Annotated in this window: 21 protein-coding genes; 6 read left to right on the forward strand and 15 right to left on the reverse strand. The window is 32.9% G+C overall.

Translation table 11 applies throughout. From position 1 onward, the window contains the following. Positions 1 to 1,020 carry a quinolinate synthase NadA gene (gene nadA, locus AST99_RS08385; RefSeq protein ID WP_262487288.1) on the reverse strand — a complete coding sequence of 340 codons (1,020 nt, stop codon included), beginning with the start codon at positions 1,018 to 1,020 and terminating at the stop codon, positions 1 to 3. A gap of 168 nt (positions 1,021 to 1,188) precedes the next feature. Here nadA and AST99_RS08390 point away from each other — a divergent pair, with 168 nt between their 5' ends. Beyond that, positions 1,189 to 1,944 carry a hypothetical protein gene (locus AST99_RS08390; RefSeq protein WP_057781394.1) on the forward strand — a complete coding sequence of 252 codons (756 nt, stop codon included), beginning with the start codon at positions 1,189 to 1,191 and terminating at the stop codon, positions 1,942 to 1,944. 79 nt (positions 1,945 to 2,023) lie between these two features. Here the strand turns inward: AST99_RS08390 and AST99_RS08395 are convergent, their stop codons facing one another. From AST99_RS08395 to AST99_RS08435, 9 genes are all read right to left on the reverse strand, one after another. Beyond that, complete coding sequence (locus AST99_RS08395) at positions 2,024 to 2,608, reverse strand: hypothetical protein (protein ID WP_057781395.1); 585 nt, start codon at positions 2,606 to 2,608, stop codon at positions 2,024 to 2,026. A 16-nt stretch (positions 2,609 to 2,624) separates the two neighbouring features. Beyond that, positions 2,625 to 3,995: a M20/M25/M40 family metallo-hydrolase gene (locus AST99_RS08400; RefSeq protein WP_057781396.1), complete on the reverse strand. Its 1,371-nt coding sequence runs from the start codon at positions 3,993 to 3,995 to the stop codon at positions 2,625 to 2,627. A gap of 52 nt (positions 3,996 to 4,047) precedes the next feature. Continuing rightward, positions 4,048 to 4,926 carry a PPK2 family polyphosphate kinase gene (locus tag AST99_RS08405; protein ID WP_057781397.1) on the reverse strand — a complete coding sequence of 293 codons (879 nt, stop codon included), beginning with the start codon at positions 4,924 to 4,926 and terminating at the stop codon, positions 4,048 to 4,050. Between the two features lie 350 nt (positions 4,927 to 5,276). Next, positions 5,277 to 6,440 carry a sigma-54-dependent transcriptional regulator gene (locus tag AST99_RS08410; protein WP_057781398.1) on the reverse strand — a complete coding sequence of 388 codons (1,164 nt, stop codon included), beginning with the start codon at positions 6,438 to 6,440 and terminating at the stop codon, positions 5,277 to 5,279. 38 nt (positions 6,441 to 6,478) lie between these two features. Continuing rightward, positions 6,479 to 7,324 carry a mechanosensitive ion channel family protein gene (locus AST99_RS18580; RefSeq protein WP_057781399.1) on the reverse strand — a complete coding sequence of 282 codons (846 nt, stop codon included), beginning with the start codon at positions 7,322 to 7,324 and terminating at the stop codon, positions 6,479 to 6,481. A gap of 3 nt (positions 7,325 to 7,327) precedes the next feature. Further along, entirely contained in the window at positions 7,328 to 8,635 is a 1,308-nt protein-coding gene (locus AST99_RS18585; protein ID WP_057781400.1) for an ABC transporter permease, read from the reverse strand. Between the two features lie 2 nt (positions 8,636 to 8,637). Further along, a complete protein-coding gene (locus AST99_RS08425) occupies positions 8,638 to 9,567 on the reverse strand; it encodes an ABC transporter ATP-binding protein (protein ID WP_057781401.1) in 930 nt (309 codons plus the stop codon). Positions 9,568 to 9,866: 299 nt separating this feature from the next. Further along, complete coding sequence (gene dnaJ, locus AST99_RS08430; RefSeq protein ID WP_057781402.1) at positions 9,867 to 10,994, reverse strand: molecular chaperone DnaJ; 1,128 nt, start codon at positions 10,992 to 10,994, stop codon at positions 9,867 to 9,869. Between the two features lie 59 nt (positions 10,995 to 11,053). Next, positions 11,054 to 11,641: a nucleotide exchange factor GrpE gene (locus AST99_RS08435; RefSeq protein ID WP_370875280.1), complete on the reverse strand. Its 588-nt coding sequence runs from the start codon at positions 11,639 to 11,641 to the stop codon at positions 11,054 to 11,056. Between the two features lie 102 nt (positions 11,642 to 11,743). Between AST99_RS08435 and AST99_RS08440 the strand changes: the two genes are divergently transcribed. Continuing rightward, the gene (locus AST99_RS08440) at positions 11,744 to 12,412 is read left to right on the forward strand and encodes a YceI family protein (protein ID WP_057781403.1); all 669 of its coding nucleotides are present in this window, start codon (positions 11,744 to 11,746) and stop codon (positions 12,410 to 12,412) included. A gap of 56 nt (positions 12,413 to 12,468) precedes the next feature. On the opposite strand, the gene AST99_RS08445 is transcribed toward AST99_RS08440, so the two are convergent. From AST99_RS08445 to mnmC2, 3 genes are all read right to left on the reverse strand, one after another. After that, positions 12,469 to 13,377 carry a TIGR01777 family oxidoreductase gene (locus AST99_RS08445; protein WP_057781404.1) on the reverse strand — a complete coding sequence of 303 codons (909 nt, stop codon included), beginning with the start codon at positions 13,375 to 13,377 and terminating at the stop codon, positions 12,469 to 12,471. Between the two features lie 95 nt (positions 13,378 to 13,472). Next, the gene (locus AST99_RS08450) at positions 13,473 to 14,042 is read right to left on the reverse strand and encodes a pentapeptide repeat-containing protein (protein WP_057781405.1); all 570 of its coding nucleotides are present in this window, start codon (positions 14,040 to 14,042) and stop codon (positions 13,473 to 13,475) included. A 12-nt stretch (positions 14,043 to 14,054) separates the two neighbouring features. Continuing rightward, positions 14,055 to 14,732, reverse strand: a complete 678-nt coding sequence (gene mnmC2 / locus AST99_RS08455; RefSeq protein WP_057781406.1) for a tRNA (5-methylaminomethyl-2-thiouridine)(34)-methyltransferase MnmC2 — start codon at positions 14,730 to 14,732, stop codon at positions 14,055 to 14,057. A gap of 168 nt (positions 14,733 to 14,900) precedes the next feature. On the opposite strand from mnmC2, the gene AST99_RS08460 reads away from it, so the two are divergent. Then, the gene (locus AST99_RS08460; RefSeq protein ID WP_057781407.1) at positions 14,901 to 15,956 is read left to right on the forward strand and encodes a branched-chain amino acid aminotransferase; all 1,056 of its coding nucleotides are present in this window, start codon (positions 14,901 to 14,903) and stop codon (positions 15,954 to 15,956) included. Between the two features lie 36 nt (positions 15,957 to 15,992). On the opposite strand, the gene AST99_RS08465 is transcribed toward AST99_RS08460, so the two are convergent. Then, the gene (locus AST99_RS08465) at positions 15,993 to 16,379 is read right to left on the reverse strand and encodes a pyrophosphohydrolase domain-containing protein (protein ID WP_057781408.1); all 387 of its coding nucleotides are present in this window, start codon (positions 16,377 to 16,379) and stop codon (positions 15,993 to 15,995) included. 465 nt (positions 16,380 to 16,844) lie between these two features. On the opposite strand from AST99_RS08465, the gene AST99_RS08475 reads away from it, so the two are divergent. The 3 genes from AST99_RS08475 (at position 16,845) to crcB (ending at position 19,697) form a co-directional block, all read left to right on the forward strand. Beyond that, positions 16,845 to 18,155 carry a DUF5723 family protein gene (locus AST99_RS08475; RefSeq protein WP_057781410.1) on the forward strand — a complete coding sequence of 437 codons (1,311 nt, stop codon included), beginning with the start codon at positions 16,845 to 16,847 and terminating at the stop codon, positions 18,153 to 18,155. A gap of 96 nt (positions 18,156 to 18,251) precedes the next feature. Next, positions 18,252 to 19,310 carry a hypothetical protein gene (locus tag AST99_RS08480; RefSeq protein ID WP_057781411.1) on the forward strand — a complete coding sequence of 353 codons (1,059 nt, stop codon included), beginning with the start codon at positions 18,252 to 18,254 and terminating at the stop codon, positions 19,308 to 19,310. A 15-nt stretch (positions 19,311 to 19,325) separates the two neighbouring features. Next, on the forward strand, positions 19,326 to 19,697 hold the full coding sequence (gene crcB / locus AST99_RS08485; protein ID WP_057781412.1) for a fluoride efflux transporter CrcB: 372 nt from the start codon (positions 19,326 to 19,328) through the stop codon (positions 19,695 to 19,697). Here crcB and AST99_RS08490 read toward each other — a convergent pair. Next, entirely contained in the window at positions 19,694 to 20,305 is a 612-nt protein-coding gene (locus tag AST99_RS08490) for a DUF1684 domain-containing protein (RefSeq protein WP_057781413.1), read from the reverse strand. The two genes, crcB and AST99_RS08490, sit on opposite strands and share 4 nt — an antisense overlap. Positions 20,306 to 20,394: the final 89 nt, after the last annotated feature.

The following is a 20,394-nucleotide window of genomic DNA, read 5'->3' on the forward strand; positions in this document are numbered from 1 at the left end:
TTAAGAAATTTCTAGCATACGTTGTATAGGAAGTAACGCTTTTTTCTGAATGGCTTCATCGACATGAACTTCAGGCAACTCGTGCTTCATACATGAGTATAATTTCTGGAGTGTATTCATTTTCATATAAGCACATTCGCTACACGCACACGTATTATTTTCTTTTGCTGGTGCTGGAATTAAAATTTTATTTGGCACTTCTTTTTGCATTTCATGTAAAATACCAACTTCTGTTGCCACGATAAATTCGTTCGCAGGATTTTCCTTTACATAATTTATAAGTCCAGATGTTGAACCTACATATTCTGCAATTTTTAATAAGTGCGCTTCAGATTCTGGATGGGCTATAATTTTAGCTTTTGGATGTTCTTTATGAACGGCTAATAATTTATCCATAGAAAATGCTTCGTGTACAATACATGCACCATCCCATAATACCATGTCACGACCTGTTACTTTTTGAATCCAAGCCCCTAAATTGCGGTCTGGAGCAAAAATTATTGGCTGATCTAAAGGCACAGAATCTACTATCTTTTTTGCGTTAGACGAGGTACAACACAAATCGCTTATGGCTTTAACCTCTGCCGATGTGTTGACATACGTAATCACGATATGATCTGGATATTTTTTCTTAAATGTAGCCAAATCTTCTGCACTACAAGAATCTGCTAAAGAGCAACCTGCATTTAAATCTGGTAGAATTACTTTCTTCGTCGGATTCAAAATTTTAGCTGTTTCGGCCATAAAATGCACGCCTGCAAACACTATTACATCGGCATCTGTTTCTGCTGCTTTATAAGATAATCCTAAACTATCTCCTACATAATCTGCCAAATCCTGAATGGCTGGTTCCTGATAATAATGGGCTAAAATTACCGCATTTTTCTCCTTTTTAAGTCTTTTAATCTCTGCGACATAATCAATATCCTTTGATTCTTCCGACACTGGGATGTACCCCAGCTCTTTTATACTTTCTTTTACAGAATCCATATGTGTTGTTAAATGTGTCGTAAAATTAATGAATTTTATAATGTTTATTTAATGTTTTATTATAGTATTTCATTTTAAATAAGATTACTAACCATATATAGCTTTGTTTTTAAGGCATAAAAAACATCAAAAAGCAATACTTGTTTACAGGAGATTATTTAATATTTAGTATGTTTAAGCTTCAAAAAAACCAACCAAATGATAGACAAGAAGTTTGTTAAGCAAATCGTAGATTACAAAAAGAGTGAAGACAAATCTGGAAAAGTATTAAAAAACAGATTGGTCGAAATTATTTTAGTAAAAGTAGGGATCCTATTAGCTTTAGCTATTTATGGTATATATCAGGAATATCAAGAAAAAAAACAAATGCAAGCGACTTTTTTAAGCATGCATAAAGAAATTGTTCCGGCTATAGAATTAGGAGCTTCAAAATTGAAAAAAGACAACCAACTTATTGATAATTTTGAAGTCTGCTTGCACATTATTAATAATAAAAACCTTGATTCTTTAGACTATCTAAAGAAAAACATAGGCCCTTTACTAAGAGTAAGAAATCAGGAATTTTCTTTCCCAGCAGTATCAGACTTTGTTAATTCTGGAAAAGTGGCTAAGCTAAAAAACAGAGAGACGGCATCTCTATTCAGAAAAATGCAATACGAACTAAATGCTTTAAACGCCAAGCACGCGTATAATGTTAACGAGTATCAACTCACTATTGCTCCCTTAACTAATAAATTTTTAAATTACTCTGAACTTGCGACTCCTGAACAACAAGAGAATATGGTTGTTGGTGGTCCAGAATCTAATTTTGATGTGTTATTTGATAATTTAGAATTATGGAACATCATTAATCAGAAGTTGGAGAATTATAATTATCAAAAAACACATGTTGTTTCCTTCACTAAACTTTTAGAAGAATTGGATGAAGCCATAAAAACCGAAATTGATTTATAAAAAATAAACACAGTGTACTGCATAAAAAAAGCGCTTTTGAAAGTAATCAAAAGCGCTTTTTTATTTTCAAATTATTTTGCTATTCACTAACAGTTCCTGTAAAATGATTAATTTTTGGATTGATAGGGTTTCCAGAATTTCGTCTAGACGTTGCTATTTGCCCGCAATGCCATACAGAATCTTCTATCGGACCATTAATAGCATTCCAGAAAGGCACTACACGATTGCTATCGGATCCTTTAAACACAATATTGAAAGATTCTAAGTGATCTGCTTTTTTAAAAATATCTGATGCTATTTTATAATTTTGCAATGTTAGTCTTCTTAAATCCATATAAGACAATGGTTTTTTAAACGTTTCTCGAATATGAGGTACTTGTAAAGCAGCATCTCTAATTATGGCAGACATACTATACACATGCGACATGACATCTAAAATAGGGCGAGCATCTTCTTTCAACTTAAAATCTAAATCGTTTGGAGTTAACCCTTCTGTAGCCCAATAAAACCGAAAGCCCAAACCATCAATCATTCTGGAGACCACCGTTCCTGCTGTATAACTATCTGGTTGTACTGGAATTTGATGATAAGGTAACGATTCTGAATCTTGTGCGGTAACCGACATGCTTAATACTATGGTTAATAATGTTAGTATAATTTTCATTTAAAATAGTCTTAAGTTAAATACCATGGGTATCGAACAAATAGACTAGTGAAGCCATAGTAGCAGCTCCCAATTCTAATTCACGTTTATTTACAGCATCAAACGTGTCATTAGCGGCATGATGATGATCGAAATAGCGTTGAGAATCTGGTCGTAAACCAACTGTCACATTTTCAGGTGTTTTTAATGGACCTACATCTGCTCCTGTTCCGCCTTGTTCGAAATAATGAATTAAATAAGGTTTAAAAAGAGGTTTCCAACTTAATACTTTATTGAAGGTATCATCTTTACAATCAAAAGAAAAACCTCTTGGTGTAAATCCGCCAGAATCACTCTCTAAAGACACTACATGCTTTTCACCTTTTGCTTTTGCGACTTTAGCATATTCAGTTGCGCCTCGTAATCCGTTTTCTTCATTCATAAACATAACCACACGAATGCTATGTTTTGGTTTAATGTTTAAGGTTTTAAATAATCTAAGCACTTCCATAGATTGTACAATTCCTGCACCATCATCGTGAGAACCGTCGCCTAAATCCCAAGAGTCTAAATGTCCTCCAACAATTATGTATTCATCTGGATATTCAGAGCCTGTAAGCTCACCAATTACGTTGTATGATTTTACATCTGCTAACTGTTTACAATTCTGTTTAAAGTAAAACTGAAGTGAAGTATCTAACTTTAACATACTACTTAACAAGTTGGCATCTTTTGTACTTATTGCTGCAGAAGGAATACGCTGAGATACTGGTAAATCGCCATAAGTCATACTACCTGCATGAGGTAAGTTATCTACATTTAAAGTCATTGATCTTACAATAACTGCAGCGGCTCCATATTTTGCAGCTTGGACGGCTCCCATGTAACGCTGATCTACACAGCCACCATAAGCTTCAAACGTATTGATTAAATCGGCTTGCATTGGTCTGTTATAAAATACAATCTTTCCTTTAATACCAGCTTCTCCCAAAGCTTTTAAATCCTCGAAATTCTTAACCTCAACCACAGAAGCGGTAACACCTAACGGATTAGTAGCCACCGATCCGCCCAATGCACAAATATTAACACTAGTAGTTTCTCCGCTACCTGCTTTTATATACGCAAATTCTTTAGCTCCTCGCACCCATTTTGGCACCATGACAGGCTGTAACCAAACTTTATCTAATCCTAACTGGTCAAGTTCTTCTTTACCCCAGTTTACAGCGCGTTCAGCATTTAAAGATCCGGATAAACGTCCGCCAATATCCAGAGACAAGGTTTCTAACCAAGTGTAACTCTTACCTTCTACTAAAGCAGATTTATAGATTTCTTTAAGCATATCTGCATCGGTTTGTCCGATAACATGGCAACTTAAACTCATTGCAATTAAGACTAGTATTTTTTTCATAATTTTTTAGGGGAATAGGTACTATTTAGTAAAGCTTGAAATGTTTTATATTTTATTCATTTTCTAACTTCGATTTATATAATTTAATATTAGAGTACGTTTCTGCATCTAATTCTGGCTCTTTCATATCTGAATATTCCTTTAAGGTATTATACAATATCTTAGCGACAATTAAACGCGCTGTTGGTTTATCGTCTGCAGGAATATTATACCAAGGCGCATTAGAGGTTGACGTTCTATTAATAGCATCTTCATAACAGGTTTGATACTCGTCCCACAATTCACGCTCTTTTAGATCGTCTGGAGAAAACTTCCAATTTTTATTCTTCTTATCTAGTCGGCGAATTAATCTATCGCGTTGTTCGTCTTTAGAGAGATTTAAAAAGAATTTAAATATAATGGTTCCGCTTGCAGAAATATGCTTTTCAAAGTTTATAATTTCTTCAAAACGCTGATCCCAGAATGCGTCATTAACATCGGAAACATCATGAACTGTTGGAATGTTTTCACCTAAAATATATTCTGGATGCACACGAGTTACTAAGACATTTTCGTAATGTGTACGGTTAAAAATACCAAACTTACCTCGTGCAGGTAATCGCAAATAATGACGCCACAAATAATCATGCTTAAGTTCTAACTCTGTTGGCGATTTAAAACTATGGCACTCTATACCTCTTACATTAAAATCTTTAAACACTTCGCGAATTAAACTGTCTTTTCCAGCAGTGTCCATACCTTGAAAACAGGCTAAAACAGAATATTTTCCATGTGCGTACATGGTGTTCTGTAAATCGCCTAATTTCACCCTAATCTTTTCTAATTCTTTTTCTGTTTTTTTCTCTGAAGCATGTAAATTAACCTTCGTTTCCAGATCTGTAATTGCGATTTTAGAATCTATTTTAAAGTCTTTAATGTGAATATCTTTCATAATACGAAACTGATTTTGGCTTATAGTTCTACTAAAAAACAAAAATGCTTTTTATTATCAGCATAATTGTTAATTTTTTTAGAATTTTTAATTAAAAAGAGACAACAAAAACAAAGGATTTATAGTCATATTTCACAATACATTTTTTCCTGTTTTAACACATAATCGGTATCTTATCTATTTTCTGACAAACAAAAACTTATAAAGGCTATAAAGTAAAAATAATCATGATACTTTCAAATTTATTAAATCATAAATAAATAGTATAAACGAAAACCAGTAAATATAAAAATGAAGGCTCTAAATCATAGCGATTAGAGCCTTCGTTTTTTATCAAGAATACATTCTTATTATTTTGTTGCGTATAATTTTACATCGCTTTCTTCAACAGTTAAATCACTTAAAATAATTAAGCGTTCTACAACATTACGAAGCTCACGAATATTTCCAGACCAATCGTAAGATTTCAACAATTTAAGCGCATCTTTTGAGAACTCTTTTTTAGTACTGCCTTGTTCTTTAGCAATCTTTTCCGAGAAATATTCAACCAACAATGGTATATCATCTCGTCTATCGTTTAAGGCTGGCACCTGAATTAATATTACGGCCAAACGGTGATACAGATCTTCTCTAAATCGGCCTTCTTCAATTTCTTTGGTTAAGTCTTTATTTGTTGCTGCAACCACGCGAACATCTACTTTAATATCTTTATCGCTACCAACACGTTGCACACGACTTTCTTGAAGAGCACGTAACACTTTAGCTTGAGCAGACAAACTCATATCTCCTATTTCATCTAAAAAAATAGTTCCGCCGTTGGCTGCTTCAAATTTTCCTGCACGATCTTTATTTGCACTTGTAAAAGCCCCTTTTACATGACCAAACAATTCACTTTCAATTAATTCACTAGGTATTGCCGCACAATTCACTTCGACCATAGGTCCTTTAGCACGCACACTTTTTTGATGTAACCAATGGGCTACCAATTCTTTTCCCGTACCATTAGCACCCGTTATTAAAACACGAGCATCTGTTGGCGCAACCTTTTCTATAATCTCTTTAATACTTGCAATAGCCGGGCTCTCCCCTATCATTTGATAATTCTTACTGACTTTAGTTTTCAGAATTTTATTTTCTACAACCAGTTCTTTTCTATCTAGAGCATTTCTAACCGTATTCAATAATCTGTTTAAATCTGGCGGTTTAGAAATATAATCGAAGGCTCCTAAACGCATTGTTTGCACGGCTGTATCTAAGTCGCCATGACCAGAAATCATGACCATTGGTATTTCTGGCTTGATAAGTTTTACGGCTTCTAAAACCTCGACACCATCCATTTTTGGCATTTTAATATCACACAATACCAAATCGTAATCGTCCTTTTTAATCTTTTCTATCCCTACTAAACCATCTTCTGCTTCATCTAAATGATATGTTTCATTCTCTTCTGTTAAGATTTTAACCAATACTCTACGAATGGCTGCTTCATCTTCAATAACTAAAATTTTTGGCATATCTTATTTTTTTGGTATTGATTATACATCAATATAATTTATTTTTTTGTACTTAAACCGTCAGCCGTAACCAAATGTAAATCGCGTTGAGGAAACGGAATTGAAACCTGATGTTCTCTAAATAGTTTTTCAATCTTAAAACGCACATCGCTTTTTGGACCTTCACCTAAAAAACTATCTCTAAGTGTAAACACTAAACGAAATACCAATGCACTATCTCCAAAATCCATAAACAGCACACGAGCTGCTGGTGTGGTTAAAATATCGGGATGTCCTACAACAGCTTGTAATAATAATTTTTCAACTAAATCAATATCACTACCATAAGCTACGCCTACAGTTACACTATCTTTAGTTTCTTTTCCGTTCTGTGTCCAATTATACAAACTACTTGTTAGGAACACATGATTAGGTATAATAATAACGCGGTTATTTAAAGTTACCGCACGGGTTGTTCTTAATTTAATTTCTTCTACGCGTCCTATTTTATTATCAACTTCTATTACATCTCCAACATGTACAGATTGATCTACTATAATAAATACACCCGAAATAATATCCTGAATTAACGTTTGCAGTGCTAAGCCGACACCTATTAACAAGGCCGCAGAAGCCGCAAAAACTGCAGTAACATTTATTCCTATAGAATGAAATGTAATTAATAATATAATAAGGTACACCACCCAACTGGCGTAAGAAAACAACATTTCGAACTTAATCTTATCATCTAAAGGAAGCTTTCTAGTAACAAGTCTACTTAATAACTTAAGTAATCTAGAGGTGACAAAAACCACTAAAACAATAACAAGAATAGCCTTGACAGATACCGAAATATCTTGCCCTAAATGAAAGGTAAAGTTTAAAACATCCTGAATTTGTTTCATGGTTTAATATTTAATCCACTTAATTAACTCTTTATACGTTGGTTTTTTACCATACATTAAAATACCCACTCGGTATATTTTTGCTGCAAACCAAACCGTCAATAAAAACGATCCTACTAAAAGTAATAAAGATAAAAGTTGTTGCCAAATAGGAACACCAAAAGGTATGCGCATTAACATAACTACTGGAGAGGTTAATGGAATAAATGAAAATATTGTTGATACTGTGCCGTGCGGATCTTCAATAACAGTAAAAAACCCAATATACACCGATAAAATTAAAGGCATTAAAATAGGAAACACAAACTGTTGGGTGTCCGTCTCATTATCTACAGCTGCTCCAATAGCAGCGTACATAGAGCTGTATAGTAAATATCCTGCTATAAAAAACAGTACAAATGCTATAATTAAATTGGTTAACGGTAAATGATAGAAGCCTGTTAAAATGGTAGTAACCTGCCCATTTAATTGCTGATCTAAAATAGATTGCTGAATGACTTGTTGTTGTGGCGTCTGGCTCATATCGATACCAAAAACAAACCCGACTAGAGCTGTTAATAATCCGCCTAAAATAATCCAAATAATAATTTGTGTAATCCCTGCTAACGAGGTTCCTATTATTTTACCTAACATGAGTTGCATAGGTTTTACTGAAGAAATAATAACTTCTATAACACGACTTGTTTTCTCTTCAATAACACTACGCATTATCATGTTTCCATAAATAATAATGAACATAAACAGCAAATATCCTGCAGCGCCTCCAAAAGCTAATTTTATGATACTCTCTACTTTTGATGTTTTCTCTCCTGAAAAGTTCTCTTGCACTATACTTACTTCAATCTTAGCAGATTCTATCTTATCTAAATCTACACCAACTTGTTGTAATTTTATATCTGTGAGTGATTTTTCGACCTTGTTTTCTAAGCTTGTTACTACAGATAAAGAGGGCGAATCTTCAGAATAAAATTTCACATGATTTTCTAGATAATTTACATCTAGGCTTTTTTCTATATGTAATAAACCATAATCTTCTTGAGCTTTAACCAAAACCTTTGCCGCTTCTAAATCTATATTTTTTAAATAGATATATTTAGTGGTCTCTGAATCTTTAAATGTGTCTTTAATTAATCCAGATTCGTCTAAAACAGCAATCGTTCTAACTTTATTACTACTTATTTGCGACAAATACGCTACAGTTGCAATAAGTGCAATAAGCACAACAGGACTAATAATAGTCATGACGATAAAGGCCTTATTTTTAACTTTCGTTAAATACTCTCTTTTTATTATGAGTGGTAAATGATTCATGCTTAACTGTTGTTCTGAATGGCTTTAATAAAAATATCGTTGGTACTTGGTAACAATTCTACAAAATGAGACACTTGCCCTTTAGTGGTTAAATACTGTAACAAATCGTTTGAATTATCTTGATCACCAATTTTCACATTCAGTTTTAGTTGCTCGTCTATCGTTTTAAACTGTGCCGGAGAAACTTCAAATTTCTGAGTTAATTCTTGATGTAAAGCAGGAATATTATCTGTTTTTATACCAATTTCGTACGCGTTAGTTTTAAACTTACGTTTCACTTCTGTAAGTTTACCATCTAATATTTTATTAGATTTATGAATTAATGCAATGTGATCGCAAAGCTCTTCTACCGATTCCATACGGTGTGTTGAAAAAATTACAGTGGCTCCATTATCCCTTAAACGCAAGATTTCATCTTTAATTAAATTAGCATTAATAGGATCGAAACCAGAAAAAGGCTCATCGAAAATTAACAGTTTAGGTTCGTGTAAAACGGTGACCACAAACTGAATCTTTTGTGCCATACCTTTAGAGAGTTCCTGTATTTTTTTATTCCACCAATCTCCAATATCTAAACGATCAAACCAATATAGCAGTCGTTTTTTAGCTTCAGCTTTGCTTAACCCTTTTAATTGTGCCAAGTATAAAGCTTGTTCTCCAACTTTCATGGATTTATATAAACCACGTTCTTCTGGTAAATATCCAATATCTTGAATGTGATGATTTTTTAGAGGCTCTCCATCTAAAATAACATGTCCAGAATCTGGCATGGTAATTTGATTAATGATACGAATTAAGGTTGTTTTACCAGCACCATTCGGACCTAACAGACCAAAAATACTTCCTTTAGGAACTTCTATAGATACTTGGTTAAGCGCTGTAAAATCTCCAAATTTTTTAGAAATAGTATGCGCCTCTAATATGTTATGCATTCGTGAATTTAGTTGATTGAGGGTGTAAATATATTAAATGTAAGACAAGATGCTCTATAATAATATGCTAAAAAGAAGATATTACTAAAAACACAAAACCCACCCTTAAAAAAACTAAGGATGGGAAAAAAATTGCTATGAAAAAGAAAAACTTACTAAGTTCAATTAGTAATGTCTCAAATATAAGACTTTATATTAAAAATACCGTAATTTTTTTGGATAAATTTTACGATAATCCTAAATAAAAAACATCCGCTTGAATAAAGCGGATGTTTTACAACTTATTTTTATGTTATTTATTAAGAAAACATATCTTTTACTTTCTCAAAAAACGACTTATCAGAACTCTCTGGCTTTGGTGAAAAATGTTCGTCTTCACGCATAGATTCAAAAAATTCTTTTTGTTGTTTATTTAATGTTTTAGGTGTCCATACATTAACGTGTACTAATAAATCTCCTTTAGCATATCCGTTAATATTAGGAATTCCTTTACCGCGTAAACGTAAAATCTTTCCAGATTGCGTTCCCGCTTCTATTTTAATACGGACTTTTCCAGTTACCGTTTCAATTTCTTTAGAAGTTCCTAATACAGCATCTGGCACACTAACATATAAATCGAAATGAAGATTATCGCCTTCTCGTTGTAAACAGCTATGTGTTTCCTCTTCAATAGCAACTAATAAATCTCCAGAAACTCCAAGAGCGCCTGGGGCTTCGTTACCCTTTCCTGTAACTTTAAGTTGCATACCATCTACAACACCTGCAGGAATTTTAATAGAAACAGTTTCTTCTTTAACGATTAAACCTTGAGCATCTGCATCGTTAGGTTTTTTATCGATAATTTGTCCAGAGCCACCACAAGTAGTACAAGGCGCAGCTGTTTGCATACGACCTAATATAGTATTGGCAATACGAGTAACTTGTCCTGTTCCCTGACATGTAGAACATGTTTTATAAGTGGTTCCTTGTGCTTGTACTTTACGTCTTACTTTTACTTTTTTCTCTACACCGTTAGCAATTTCTTCCAAGGTTAATTTTACACGAATTCTAAGGTTACTACCTTTTACACGACGTTGACCGCCACCGCCGCCAAATCCTGAGAATCCGCCGCCGCCGCCAAAACCGCCGCCAAAAATATCACCAAATTGGCTAAAGATATCGTCCATATTCATATGGCCGCCTCCATAGTTACCACCACCTCCATTCTCGAAGGCTTGGTGACCAAATTGGTCATAACGTGCTTTTTTATCTTGGTTGCTTAAAATTTCGTAAGCTTCTGCAGCTTCCTTAAATTTTGTTTCAGCTTCTTTGTTATCTGGATTTTTATCTGGGTGGAATTCAATGGCCTTCTTCCTGTACGCCTTTTTAATTTCAGCTCCAGTAGCATTTTTATCAACTCCTAAAATTTCGTAATAATCTCTCTTCATGGTGTGTGTCACTTTCGACCGTTAATATTTTTTACACTATAGTATAATGTGAATGTGTGTTATTGTCCGATTACAACTTTAGGAAAACGAATAACTTTTTCTCCTAATTTGTATCCTTTTTCAATAACATCTATAATTTTTCCTTTCATATCTGGTGTTGGTGAAGGAATTTGAGTAATAGCTTCATGATAATCTGCATTAAACGTATCGCCTGCAGCAACCTCAACTATTTCTAAACCTTTAGATTGTAATAAATTTTTAAGTTTATTACTTATTAATTCTACACCTTTTAAAAGATCTTTTTCTTTAGTTTTAGAGATTTCGCTATACGCACGATCAAAATCATCTAACACTGGCAGCAATGCTACCATGACATCTTGATTGGCAGTCTTAAATAAATCGATACGCTCTTTTGACGTTCTTTTTTTATAATTTTCAAACTCAGCAAACAATCTTAAAAACTTATCCTTCTCTTCTTTCAATTTAACCTGTAATTCTTCTTCTACAGATACTTCTTGATTTTCAACAACTTGTTCTTCAACTTGTGCTTCTATATTTTCGACTTCAACGTCTTTTTGATTCTCTTCTTTACTCATGTCTTCTAATTTAAAATAAACACTACCCATTAAAGGCAAAAGTACTGCCATCTTTCAAAATTTGTCAAAATGTCACAAATAAAAGTCAGCTTTTATTCTATTGCCCTAGAATTTTAATTATTTTTGAATACAAAACATAAAAAAACAAATATCATGAAAAATAGAATTTTAACATTGATGATTGCTTTATCTCTTGGTGCTACTGTTACGTCTTGTAAAGACAAGGCTAAAGAAGCAGAAGCTACTACTGCAGAACCTGTTGCTGAAACAGTTGCAACTGCAGATACTTATAAGGTAGATGTAGATAGTTCTACTATTGAATGGAAAGGTGCTAAACCAACCGGAGAACATTTTGGTACTATTAGTATAACTTCTGGAGAACTTAGCGCAGAAGGAAATACTATTGAAAGTGGGAAGTTTACAATAGACATGAAAAGTATTGTAGCATTAGATCTTGAAGGTGACAAAAAACAAAATTTAGAAGCACATTTAAAAGGAACAGTTGAAGGTAAAGAAGGTGACTTTTTTAATATTAACGAATTCCCAACTGCGACTTTTGAAGTAACAGGTTTAACCACAAATGATGCAAACAAAACAATGCTTTCAGGAAATTTAACTTTAAAAGGCATTAAGAAAAATGTATCGTTTCCTGTAACTGTATCTACTACCGAAAATACACTTAGTTTAGTAAGTGAAACATTTGCTATAGATAGAACACAATGGGGTGTAAATTTTGGTTCTAAGTCTGTATTTGATAATCTTGGAGATAAGTTTATTGATGACGATATTATTTTAACTGTAAAGTTGAAAGCAACAAAATAGGTTGCGAATTAAAACAACAATATTAAAAAGGCTATCTGTAAAAAGATAGTCTTTTTTTATGTTAGTAATTCTGCTAAAGCTGGTTGAAGATTCGGGTATTTAAATTCGAAACCTTGATCGACTAATTTTTTACTACTTACGCGCTGACTAGCATACATTAATTCGTGCATTTCGCCTAGTACTAATTTAACAGCAAACTTAGGAATTCCAGGTAAGAACATAGGTTTATCGACTGTTTTAGCGATAGATTTCATTAATTCTGTTTGAGTTACTGGATTTGGAGCTACAGCATTAAAAATACCTTCTCCGCAATATTTTAATAAGAATACAAAAACACGTGCTACATCGTCAATATGAATCCACGATTGCCATTGTTCTCCATTCCCAAATACAGCACCTAAACCTAAATCTATAGGTTTTCTGAATTCTGGCAATACGCCACCTTTACTAGAAAGCACTAGTCCGATACGAACCTTAGCGACTTTAACATTAAGTCCGAAAAACGTATCAACTTCTGCTTCCCAAGCCTTAACAACATCTCCTAAAAATGATGGATCTATTTGTGTATCTTTCTCGTTATAATATTTCGTTAAGGAATCTGGATATACACTAATTCCGCTAGCAGAGATAATTTGAGTTACCGTATGGTTAGGCAACGATTTTAAACCGTGATGCAATAAGCGGGCAGACAACACACGGCTGTCTATAATATCTTTTTTATTAGAAGCCGTCCAACGTTTAGACACGGTTGAACCTGCAAGATGAATAATTATACGAACATCCTTAAAACAGTCTGTATCGATTTCATTAGTTTCAGGGTTCCAGTAATAACCTTTGTAGTTTTTTTTACTTACAATTTTCTCTTTCCGGGTTGTTAAATATTTTATACTAACATCCTTATCGAGACAAAGCTCAACAATTTTAGTACCCAAAAGTCCGGTTGCGCCAGTAATTAAAACCCCCATCTCTTTATTTTTACACAAAAATACAAATACATATATTCCTACAAGTCTAATTAAGTAAGGTTTAACACTAAAAGATAAAACCTGACAATTTGTATTTAACTGATTTCTAGCTGAAATTTTTGCAATAACCCTTCTAAATCGGTGCTAGAAAACTTAGCGCCTTTCATTTTATTTTGTTCCGGATCAATATTAAAGTTATAGGCTTTTAAAAAATTAGTGCCTTGTAAATTTGAATTTATAAACACCGCGTCTTGTAAATTACTATCGTCAAAATCTGCGTACATTAAATCGCAATCTATATAACTTGCTTGTTGTAACTCGCAGTTAACAAACAGCGTTTGTTTTAATTTTAAGGTGTCAAAAATTGACATCTGTAAGTTACAATTTGTAAAATTCATGCGCATTAAAAAAGCACTCATCTCTTTAAAGTTCACACCTAATAATTTACATCCCATAAAACTAACATCATTAAAAGATGTTTTTCTAATAGTCGTATTACTTAGATTACAATCTATAAACTCGCAATCTGTAAACACAAAACCAGAAAAATTGCAATTAGACAGATTACATTGTTCGAACGAGCATCCATCATAATCGCCTATAGGCAACGGGGTTTTAGTATAATCTTCATTTTTAAACAACAGATCTTCAACATTTGTAGACATAACCTTTATAATTTAAATTTTATTTGCTCTTAACATTTCTCTTTTTCCCGGCGGTCCTGGAATACGTACAACATTAAAACCTACAGCTTGCATAGCACGTCTAGCATTACCTTGTGCACAATAAGTTACTAAAACACCACCTGGTTTTAAAGCCTTATACATAATTTTAAAAACAGATTCTCCCCATAAATCAGGTTGAACTCTAGGTCCAAAAGCATCAAAATAAATAATATCGTGTAGCGCATTGTCTTCAATATTATTAAATGATTTTTGTTGTTTGGTTAACAAAAAAGAAGAAGTAATATCGTGTTTAGTATCCCATGAACACTCGTGAAGCTTATTGAAAAGACCTTCAAAACGACCGTCTTGTATAGACTGTGCATAATTAATATGATGTAAATCTTCTGCCGTTATCGGATACGCTTCTACACCCGTGTATTCTATTTTACAATGTAATGTTTCGGCTTCTAAACAAGTTAAAAAAGCATTTAAACCTGTACCAAAACCAATTTCTAAAACAGATAGTGATTCGGAACTTTCCTTATGCTCTAAAGTGTAATATAACCCGGCTTTAATAAACACATGCAAAGCTTCTTGTATGGCCCCATGCCTAGAGTGGTATGTTTCATCTAACTCTGGCAAATAAATGGTAGAAGATCCATCTGCAGTTGTAATAAATTTACGTTCCAAAACAATGAATTTAGTGAAAGATTAATCTAAATATTAAAATTGAAAATGAAGGATTTACTATTTTCAATACTCAATTAATTCGAAACGTAAATATAAGCGATTTTTAAAAATTTTATACTACTTTTAGGCTATATTTAAATACTGTTTAATCTAGTAAATTGTAATATTTTGACAAATACGATTGAAATTACAAAAGCACAAACAAGCAAGATACATGAAGTGGATTTTGAGAATTTGTCTTTTGGTAAAGTTTTCACAGATCACATGTTTATTTGTGATTTTAAAAATGGCGAATGGCAGCAGCCTGAGATTACGCCTTATGCACCTTTAACTTTAGATCCTTCTGCTCGTGTTTTTCATTACGGCCAAGCTGTTTTTGAAGGCATGAAAGCATTTAAGGACGATGCTAATAAAGTCTGGTTATTTAGACCAGAAGACAATCTGCTAAGAATAAACAAATCTGCAGAACGTTTAGCAATGCCTGAATTCCCTAAAGACGTCTTTATGGAAGGGTTAAAAGCTCTAATTAATTTGGATGAAGCTTGGGTAAAACCTGGTTTTGGAAACTCACTTTATATTAGACCTTTTGTTATTGCTACAGAGCCTGCAATTGCAGCATCTCCGGCTCTAGAATATAAATTCTTAATTATCTGTTCTCCAGCGCAGTCTTATTACTCTGGAGATGTACGTGTTTTAATTGCAGAACAATTTAGTAGATCTGCTAATGGTGGAGTTGGTTTTGCAAAAGCTGCCGGAAACTATGCGGCACAATTTTACCCTACAAGTTTAGCAAACCAAGAAGGTTTTCAGCAAATAATATGGACCGATGCAGATACTCATGAGTTTCTAGAAGAAGCAGGAACAATGAATGTCTTCTTTAGAATTAACGATACCTTAGTTACGGCGCCAACAAACGAACGTATTTTAGATGGTATTACACGTAAAAGTATCATACAAATTGCTCAAGATTCTGGAATCGCTGTAGAAGTAAGACCTATTAAAGTAAGTGAACTTATAGAAGCAAGTAAAAGCGGAGCTTTAAAAGAAATTTTTGGTTCTGGTACAGCAGCTGTTGTGAGTCCGATTTCTGCTTTCTCTTATAAAGGTGATGTTTTTGAAATCCCTAAAGACGTAAAAAGTTTCTCTTCAATATTTAAAGAGAAACTACTTAACATACAATATAACAAATCTGAAGACCCTTACGGTTGGAGACAAAGTATATAAATGTAGAAAGAGCGACTTAACCGTCGCTCTTTTTTTTTATTTCTCTAAAATGGAAACCAAGTCTGGATTAAAATAATTTGGGCCTTTAAGCACTTTACCGTCTGCTCTGTAAATTGGTTCACCATTAGCATCTAACTTACTCATATTACTTCGCTGTATTTCATTAAACACATCTTCTATTTTATGCTGCAAACCATGTTCTATAATGGTCCCACATAAAATATAAAGCATATCGCCTAAAGCATCAGCAATCTCTACAAGATCTTTATTATTAGCTGCTTCTAAATACTCTTCATTTTCTTCTTTCATTAAATTATAACGCAACATGGTTTTATCCTGACCCAAATCGGATAATGGTGATTCGCTATACCCTAATTTAAATGCGGTATGAAATGCTTTTACAGCCTCTATTTTATTCTTCATATTATTAAAATATTATAAATTTGATTACATTTACAAACTTGATAATTTTGCAATTAAATCTTATTTTTTAAGCAACTTATCAAGTTTTTAAAACTCTAGTATCGTATTTTTAATTAATTCGCATCACACCCCATGTTTACAAATGGTCAACTAATTTTTGGAGCCTTATTTTTTATAGTTTTTGTTATTTCTATATTCTACACCTATAAAAAAGATTTTGCTCTTCATAAAAAATATTACAATGGTAGTATATGGGTACTTGTTGGTTTTATTGCTTTTTTACTTTTTATAATTAGCATAAAACTTATTTTTAAAGGATAAACGTTATCTAAACCTTACACCAAATACTTACAGTTTTATCATTTTACTGTAAATGTATCCATTAAGCATACTTAATCTTAAAAAAACATGCTTTTTTAAGATATTATATATTATTTTCCGATCTTGATCAAAACATCACGGAAAATGAAATTTCAATACAACCTTATAATTATTGTCTGCTTAACATGTTTTTCTAACTCAGTTTTAGCACAAAATTATATTGGACATACTGTAGATAATTATGCAGGAATTCAAAGCGTAATTTACAACCCTGCGACTGGAGTTGATTCTAAAATGAAACTTGACATTAACATATTCTCTACTAGTGCTTTTGCCGCTAGTGACTATTATGGTATAAAGTTAAAGAACTTATTTGATTCGGGAAACACATTTGACACCGATGAAGACACCAAAACCTTTCCTAAGAACAACAATAATTTCTATGTAAATTTAGATATCATGCTCCCTTCTGTAATGCTAAATATTGATGACAATAATAGTATTGCACTTATTTCTCGTGTGAGAACCTTTGGTAATATCAATAAAATTAATGGAGAATTATTTGAAAACTATGAGAATGAATTTGATGACACTGAAGATTTTAGCTTTGAAAACGACGAATTTACAGGCACAATTCACGCTTGGGCAGAAGTTGGACTCTCTTACGGACGCGTACTTTATAACGAGAATAATCATAAAATAAAAGGAGGTATTACCTTAAAATATTTACAAGGTTTGGGTGCTGCGTTTATGAGTACAAACGGTATGCAAGGAAATTATACGGCCTCTGAAAACACTTTAGCAACCACAGGTAATTTAGTGTACGGTGTTACTGGAGATTTTGATAGCGATGATATTAAATACGAAGATTTAGGTTCTGGTTTTGGTGCAGATATTGGTTTTATATACCAATGGAATAATGCGCAAACTACAGATACAAACCTTCAAACAGACTATAAATTAAAGCTAGGTTTGTCTGTAACAGATATAGGATCTATTAGTTATGACGACACAGAAATTTCTGATTACGATTTAAATGAAACTATTAACCCTAATGGAAATGATGTAGACGATCTGGACGATTTATACGATTACACTTCTGAAATTAAAACGGTAAAAATAAAACTACCAACAGCTATTCACCTATTTGCAGATTATAATATAACTAACCGTTTTTATGTGAGTGCACAAGCTGATATTTCAGTAGTTAAACCGGACAATTCTCAGACATCGAACAGCTTAAATACGTTTATAGTAACACCGCGTTTAGAAAGCAAATGGTTTAGTATGTATATGCCTTTTGGTTTCAGACAATATGAGGATTTTGGAGTTGGTCTAGGATTAAGGGCTGGACCATTAACTATTGGGTCAAGTTCCCTAATTTCTAATTTAGTGTCCGATTCTTCAAAATCTGCAGATGTATATATCGGTTTAAAAGTGCCTATTTATAGATAAAACGATTAAAAAGTACGCATATATAAAGAAGAAATAGGCTTTTTAAAAAATTGATATAAAATTGATTACCTTTGATATTATTACAATTTTTCATCAATGAAATCCACCAAATATATCTTATTTTTGCTTCTTATAGCGTTCATTGGATCTTCAATATATATTGCCGTTCAACCTAACGATATAAGCTTCTCGAAAACACAAACAATCGCTGCTCCGCAAGTAGTGACTTATAATTATATAAACAATTTAAATCATTGGAGCTCTTGGGTGCCTTGGAAAAAAACGAGCACATCAGAATCTAATTCAAATAGCAAAGAATACACGTGGTTACAAGACAATTCTATTGGAAGAATTTCTACAATTGCATCGTCAAAACCATCGCATATACAACAAGAACTTATTTTTCATGATTATCCTAAATCAGAATTAGAATGGAAAATAGACTCTGTATCTCCAAAAACCTCAACAGTAACGTTAAGCATGAACAGCAAAAATATTTCGTTTAAGAAAAAAGCTTACTATGCCTTTTTTGGAACTCCAGAAGTAGATCTGGCTCCAAAATTTGAAACAAGCCTTATCGCTTTAGATTCTGCTATTGTAAAAAGCATGAACGTGTATAGCATTACTATTAACGGTATTACAAATCATAGTGGCGGATATTATTTATATAATTCAGCGACAAGCTCTATAGATACTTATAAAAGCAAAGTCCATAAGATGATGACTGAAATCACGCAGTATGTTACCGAAAATCAAATTCCTATGGCTGGTTTTCCGTACGTATTGTATCATGATTGGGACGAAGAAAACAATACAGTTTCCTTTTCATGCTGTATACCTACAACAACACAAATAATAAGCACTAACGATAAAATTTCGTCAGGTTTACTACCCGCTTTTAAAACACTAAAAACTACTTTAAAAGGCGATTACAAATATTTAGACGAAGCTTGGGAAACAACTCTGAAACATATAAATACGAATAATTTAGCTAAAGCAGAAAGCAATATAACGTTAGAGAGTTTTATAACAAACCCGCAATACAAAGCAAATCCTGCAGATTGGATTACAGAAATTTACGTGGCTCTAGAAGAAAACCAAGATTCTATCCCACAAGGATATTCTAATTTAAAATTACCCCTTAACAACAACTAATACCAACTAGCACAAATGAAACAATTAGTTTTGGTTTTTATTGGTGGAGGTTTGGGTAGTGTATTACGTTTTACTATTAGCAAATATATAAACGATGCCAGTACAGGAATTCCCTATGGTACTTTTTTAGCTAATATATTGGGAAGTTTATTAATTGGTATTATTCTAGGTTTGGCAGACAAGAACCATTTAATTACACATAACTATACTTTACTATTGGCAACCGGATTTTGCGGTGGCTTAACAACATTCTCTACTTTTGCCTTTGAGAATCATGTGTTTTTAAAAACTGGAGATTTTGTAAACTTTGCATTATACACGTTATTCACGATTATAATTGGCTTTCTAGCTGTGTTTTTAGGCGTATTTCTTATTAAGAATATTTAGTGCTTCTCGAAAGCTTTAACTCCTGCTTTTATTTCTGTATTTAAAAAATTTGCTCTTGGCACGATAGGACAAGAATACTTTTCGTTATACGCGCAATAAGGATTAAATGCCGTATTAAAATCGATGGTAATACTAGTATCTGTTTTCTTATTGTTAATCGGAACTTCAATATAACGCCCTCCACCATAAGTAGAGCCACCATTGGTAAGATCTAAAAAGGGAAGAAACAAATAATCTCTAGGTCCTTCTTCTTCTAACAAATCTTCACTCTCATAAATTTTAAGTTCGAAATCTTGATCTTTAATTTTAAAGTTTACAATACCAAAAACACGTTCTTTAGACATACGGTCTGTTGTGGTTGGCATTTCAAAATACGTACTATCGGGTGTGCGTGTGAGTTTAGCTTTTACAATGTAGGCAGAATCTACTTCAAAAAAATCTAAGCCTTTAAACACTTTTCTGTCCTTCTTTTTTAAAGGTGACTTACTTGCATCTTTAAAACTAGAATTTAACGCCATCTGAAACGGTGTATCTCCAACCAAAGGTTCTTTATTCTGAAAACAAGAACACAAAGAAAAAAACAATGCGATATATAAAAGTGACTTCATTTAAATAAATTTGAATTTCAAAAATACAACTTATCGTTTTTTTATCTAGATTTGAATCAGAAAATATCACCAATCGTGTTAAACAAAAA

The sequence above is a fragment of the Formosa algae genome (assembly GCF_001439665.1).
GTDB classification, from domain to species: domain Bacteria; phylum Bacteroidota; class Bacteroidia; order Flavobacteriales; family Flavobacteriaceae; genus Formosa; species Formosa algae.

Coding starts and splice junctions, on each gene's coding strand:
- AST99_RS08390 (WP_057781394.1), top strand. CDS start 1,189: ATGATAGACAAGAAGTTTGTTAAGCAAATCGTAGATTACAAAAAGAGT.
- AST99_RS08395 (WP_057781395.1), bottom strand. CDS start 2,608: ATGAAAATTATACTAACATTATTAACCATAGTATTAAGCATGTCGGTT.
- AST99_RS08400 (WP_057781396.1), bottom strand. CDS start 3,995: ATGAAAAAAATACTAGTCTTAATTGCAATGAGTTTAAGTTGCCATGTT.
- AST99_RS08405 (WP_057781397.1), bottom strand. CDS start 4,926: ATGAAAGATATTCACATTAAAGACTTTAAAATAGATTCTAAAATCGCA.
- AST99_RS08410 (WP_057781398.1), bottom strand. CDS start 6,440: ATGCCAAAAATTTTAGTTATTGAAGATGAAGCAGCCATTCGTAGAGTA.
- AST99_RS18580 (WP_057781399.1), bottom strand. CDS start 7,324: ATGAAACAAATTCAGGATGTTTTAAACTTTACCTTTCATTTAGGGCAA.
- AST99_RS18585 (WP_057781400.1), bottom strand. CDS start 8,635: ATGAATCATTTACCACTCATAATAAAAAGAGAGTATTTAACGAAAGTT.
- AST99_RS08425 (WP_057781401.1), bottom strand. CDS start 9,567: ATGCATAACATATTAGAGGCGCATACTATTTCTAAAAAATTTGGAGAT.
- dnaJ (WP_057781402.1), bottom strand. CDS start 10,994: ATGAAGAGAGATTATTACGAAATTTTAGGAGTTGATAAAAATGCTACT.
- AST99_RS08435 (WP_370875280.1), bottom strand. CDS start 11,641: ATGGCAGTACTTTTGCCTTTAATGGGTAGTGTTTATTTTAAATTAGAA.
- AST99_RS08440 (WP_057781403.1), top strand. CDS start 11,744: ATGAAAAATAGAATTTTAACATTGATGATTGCTTTATCTCTTGGTGCT.
- AST99_RS08445 (WP_057781404.1), bottom strand. CDS start 13,377: ATGGGGGTTTTAATTACTGGCGCAACCGGACTTTTGGGTACTAAAATT.
- AST99_RS08450 (WP_057781405.1), bottom strand. CDS start 14,042: ATGTCTACAAATGTTGAAGATCTGTTGTTTAAAAATGAAGATTATACT.
- AST99_RS08465 (WP_057781408.1), bottom strand. CDS start 16,379: ATGAAGAATAAAATAGAGGCTGTAAAAGCATTTCATACCGCATTTAAA.
- AST99_RS08475 (WP_057781410.1), top strand. CDS start 16,845: ATGAAATTTCAATACAACCTTATAATTATTGTCTGCTTAACATGTTTT.
- AST99_RS08480 (WP_057781411.1), top strand. CDS start 18,252: ATGAAATCCACCAAATATATCTTATTTTTGCTTCTTATAGCGTTCATT.
- crcB (WP_057781412.1), top strand. CDS start 19,326: ATGAAACAATTAGTTTTGGTTTTTATTGGTGGAGGTTTGGGTAGTGTA.
- AST99_RS08490 (WP_057781413.1), bottom strand. CDS start 20,305: ATGAAGTCACTTTTATATATCGCATTGTTTTTTTCTTTGTGTTCTTGT.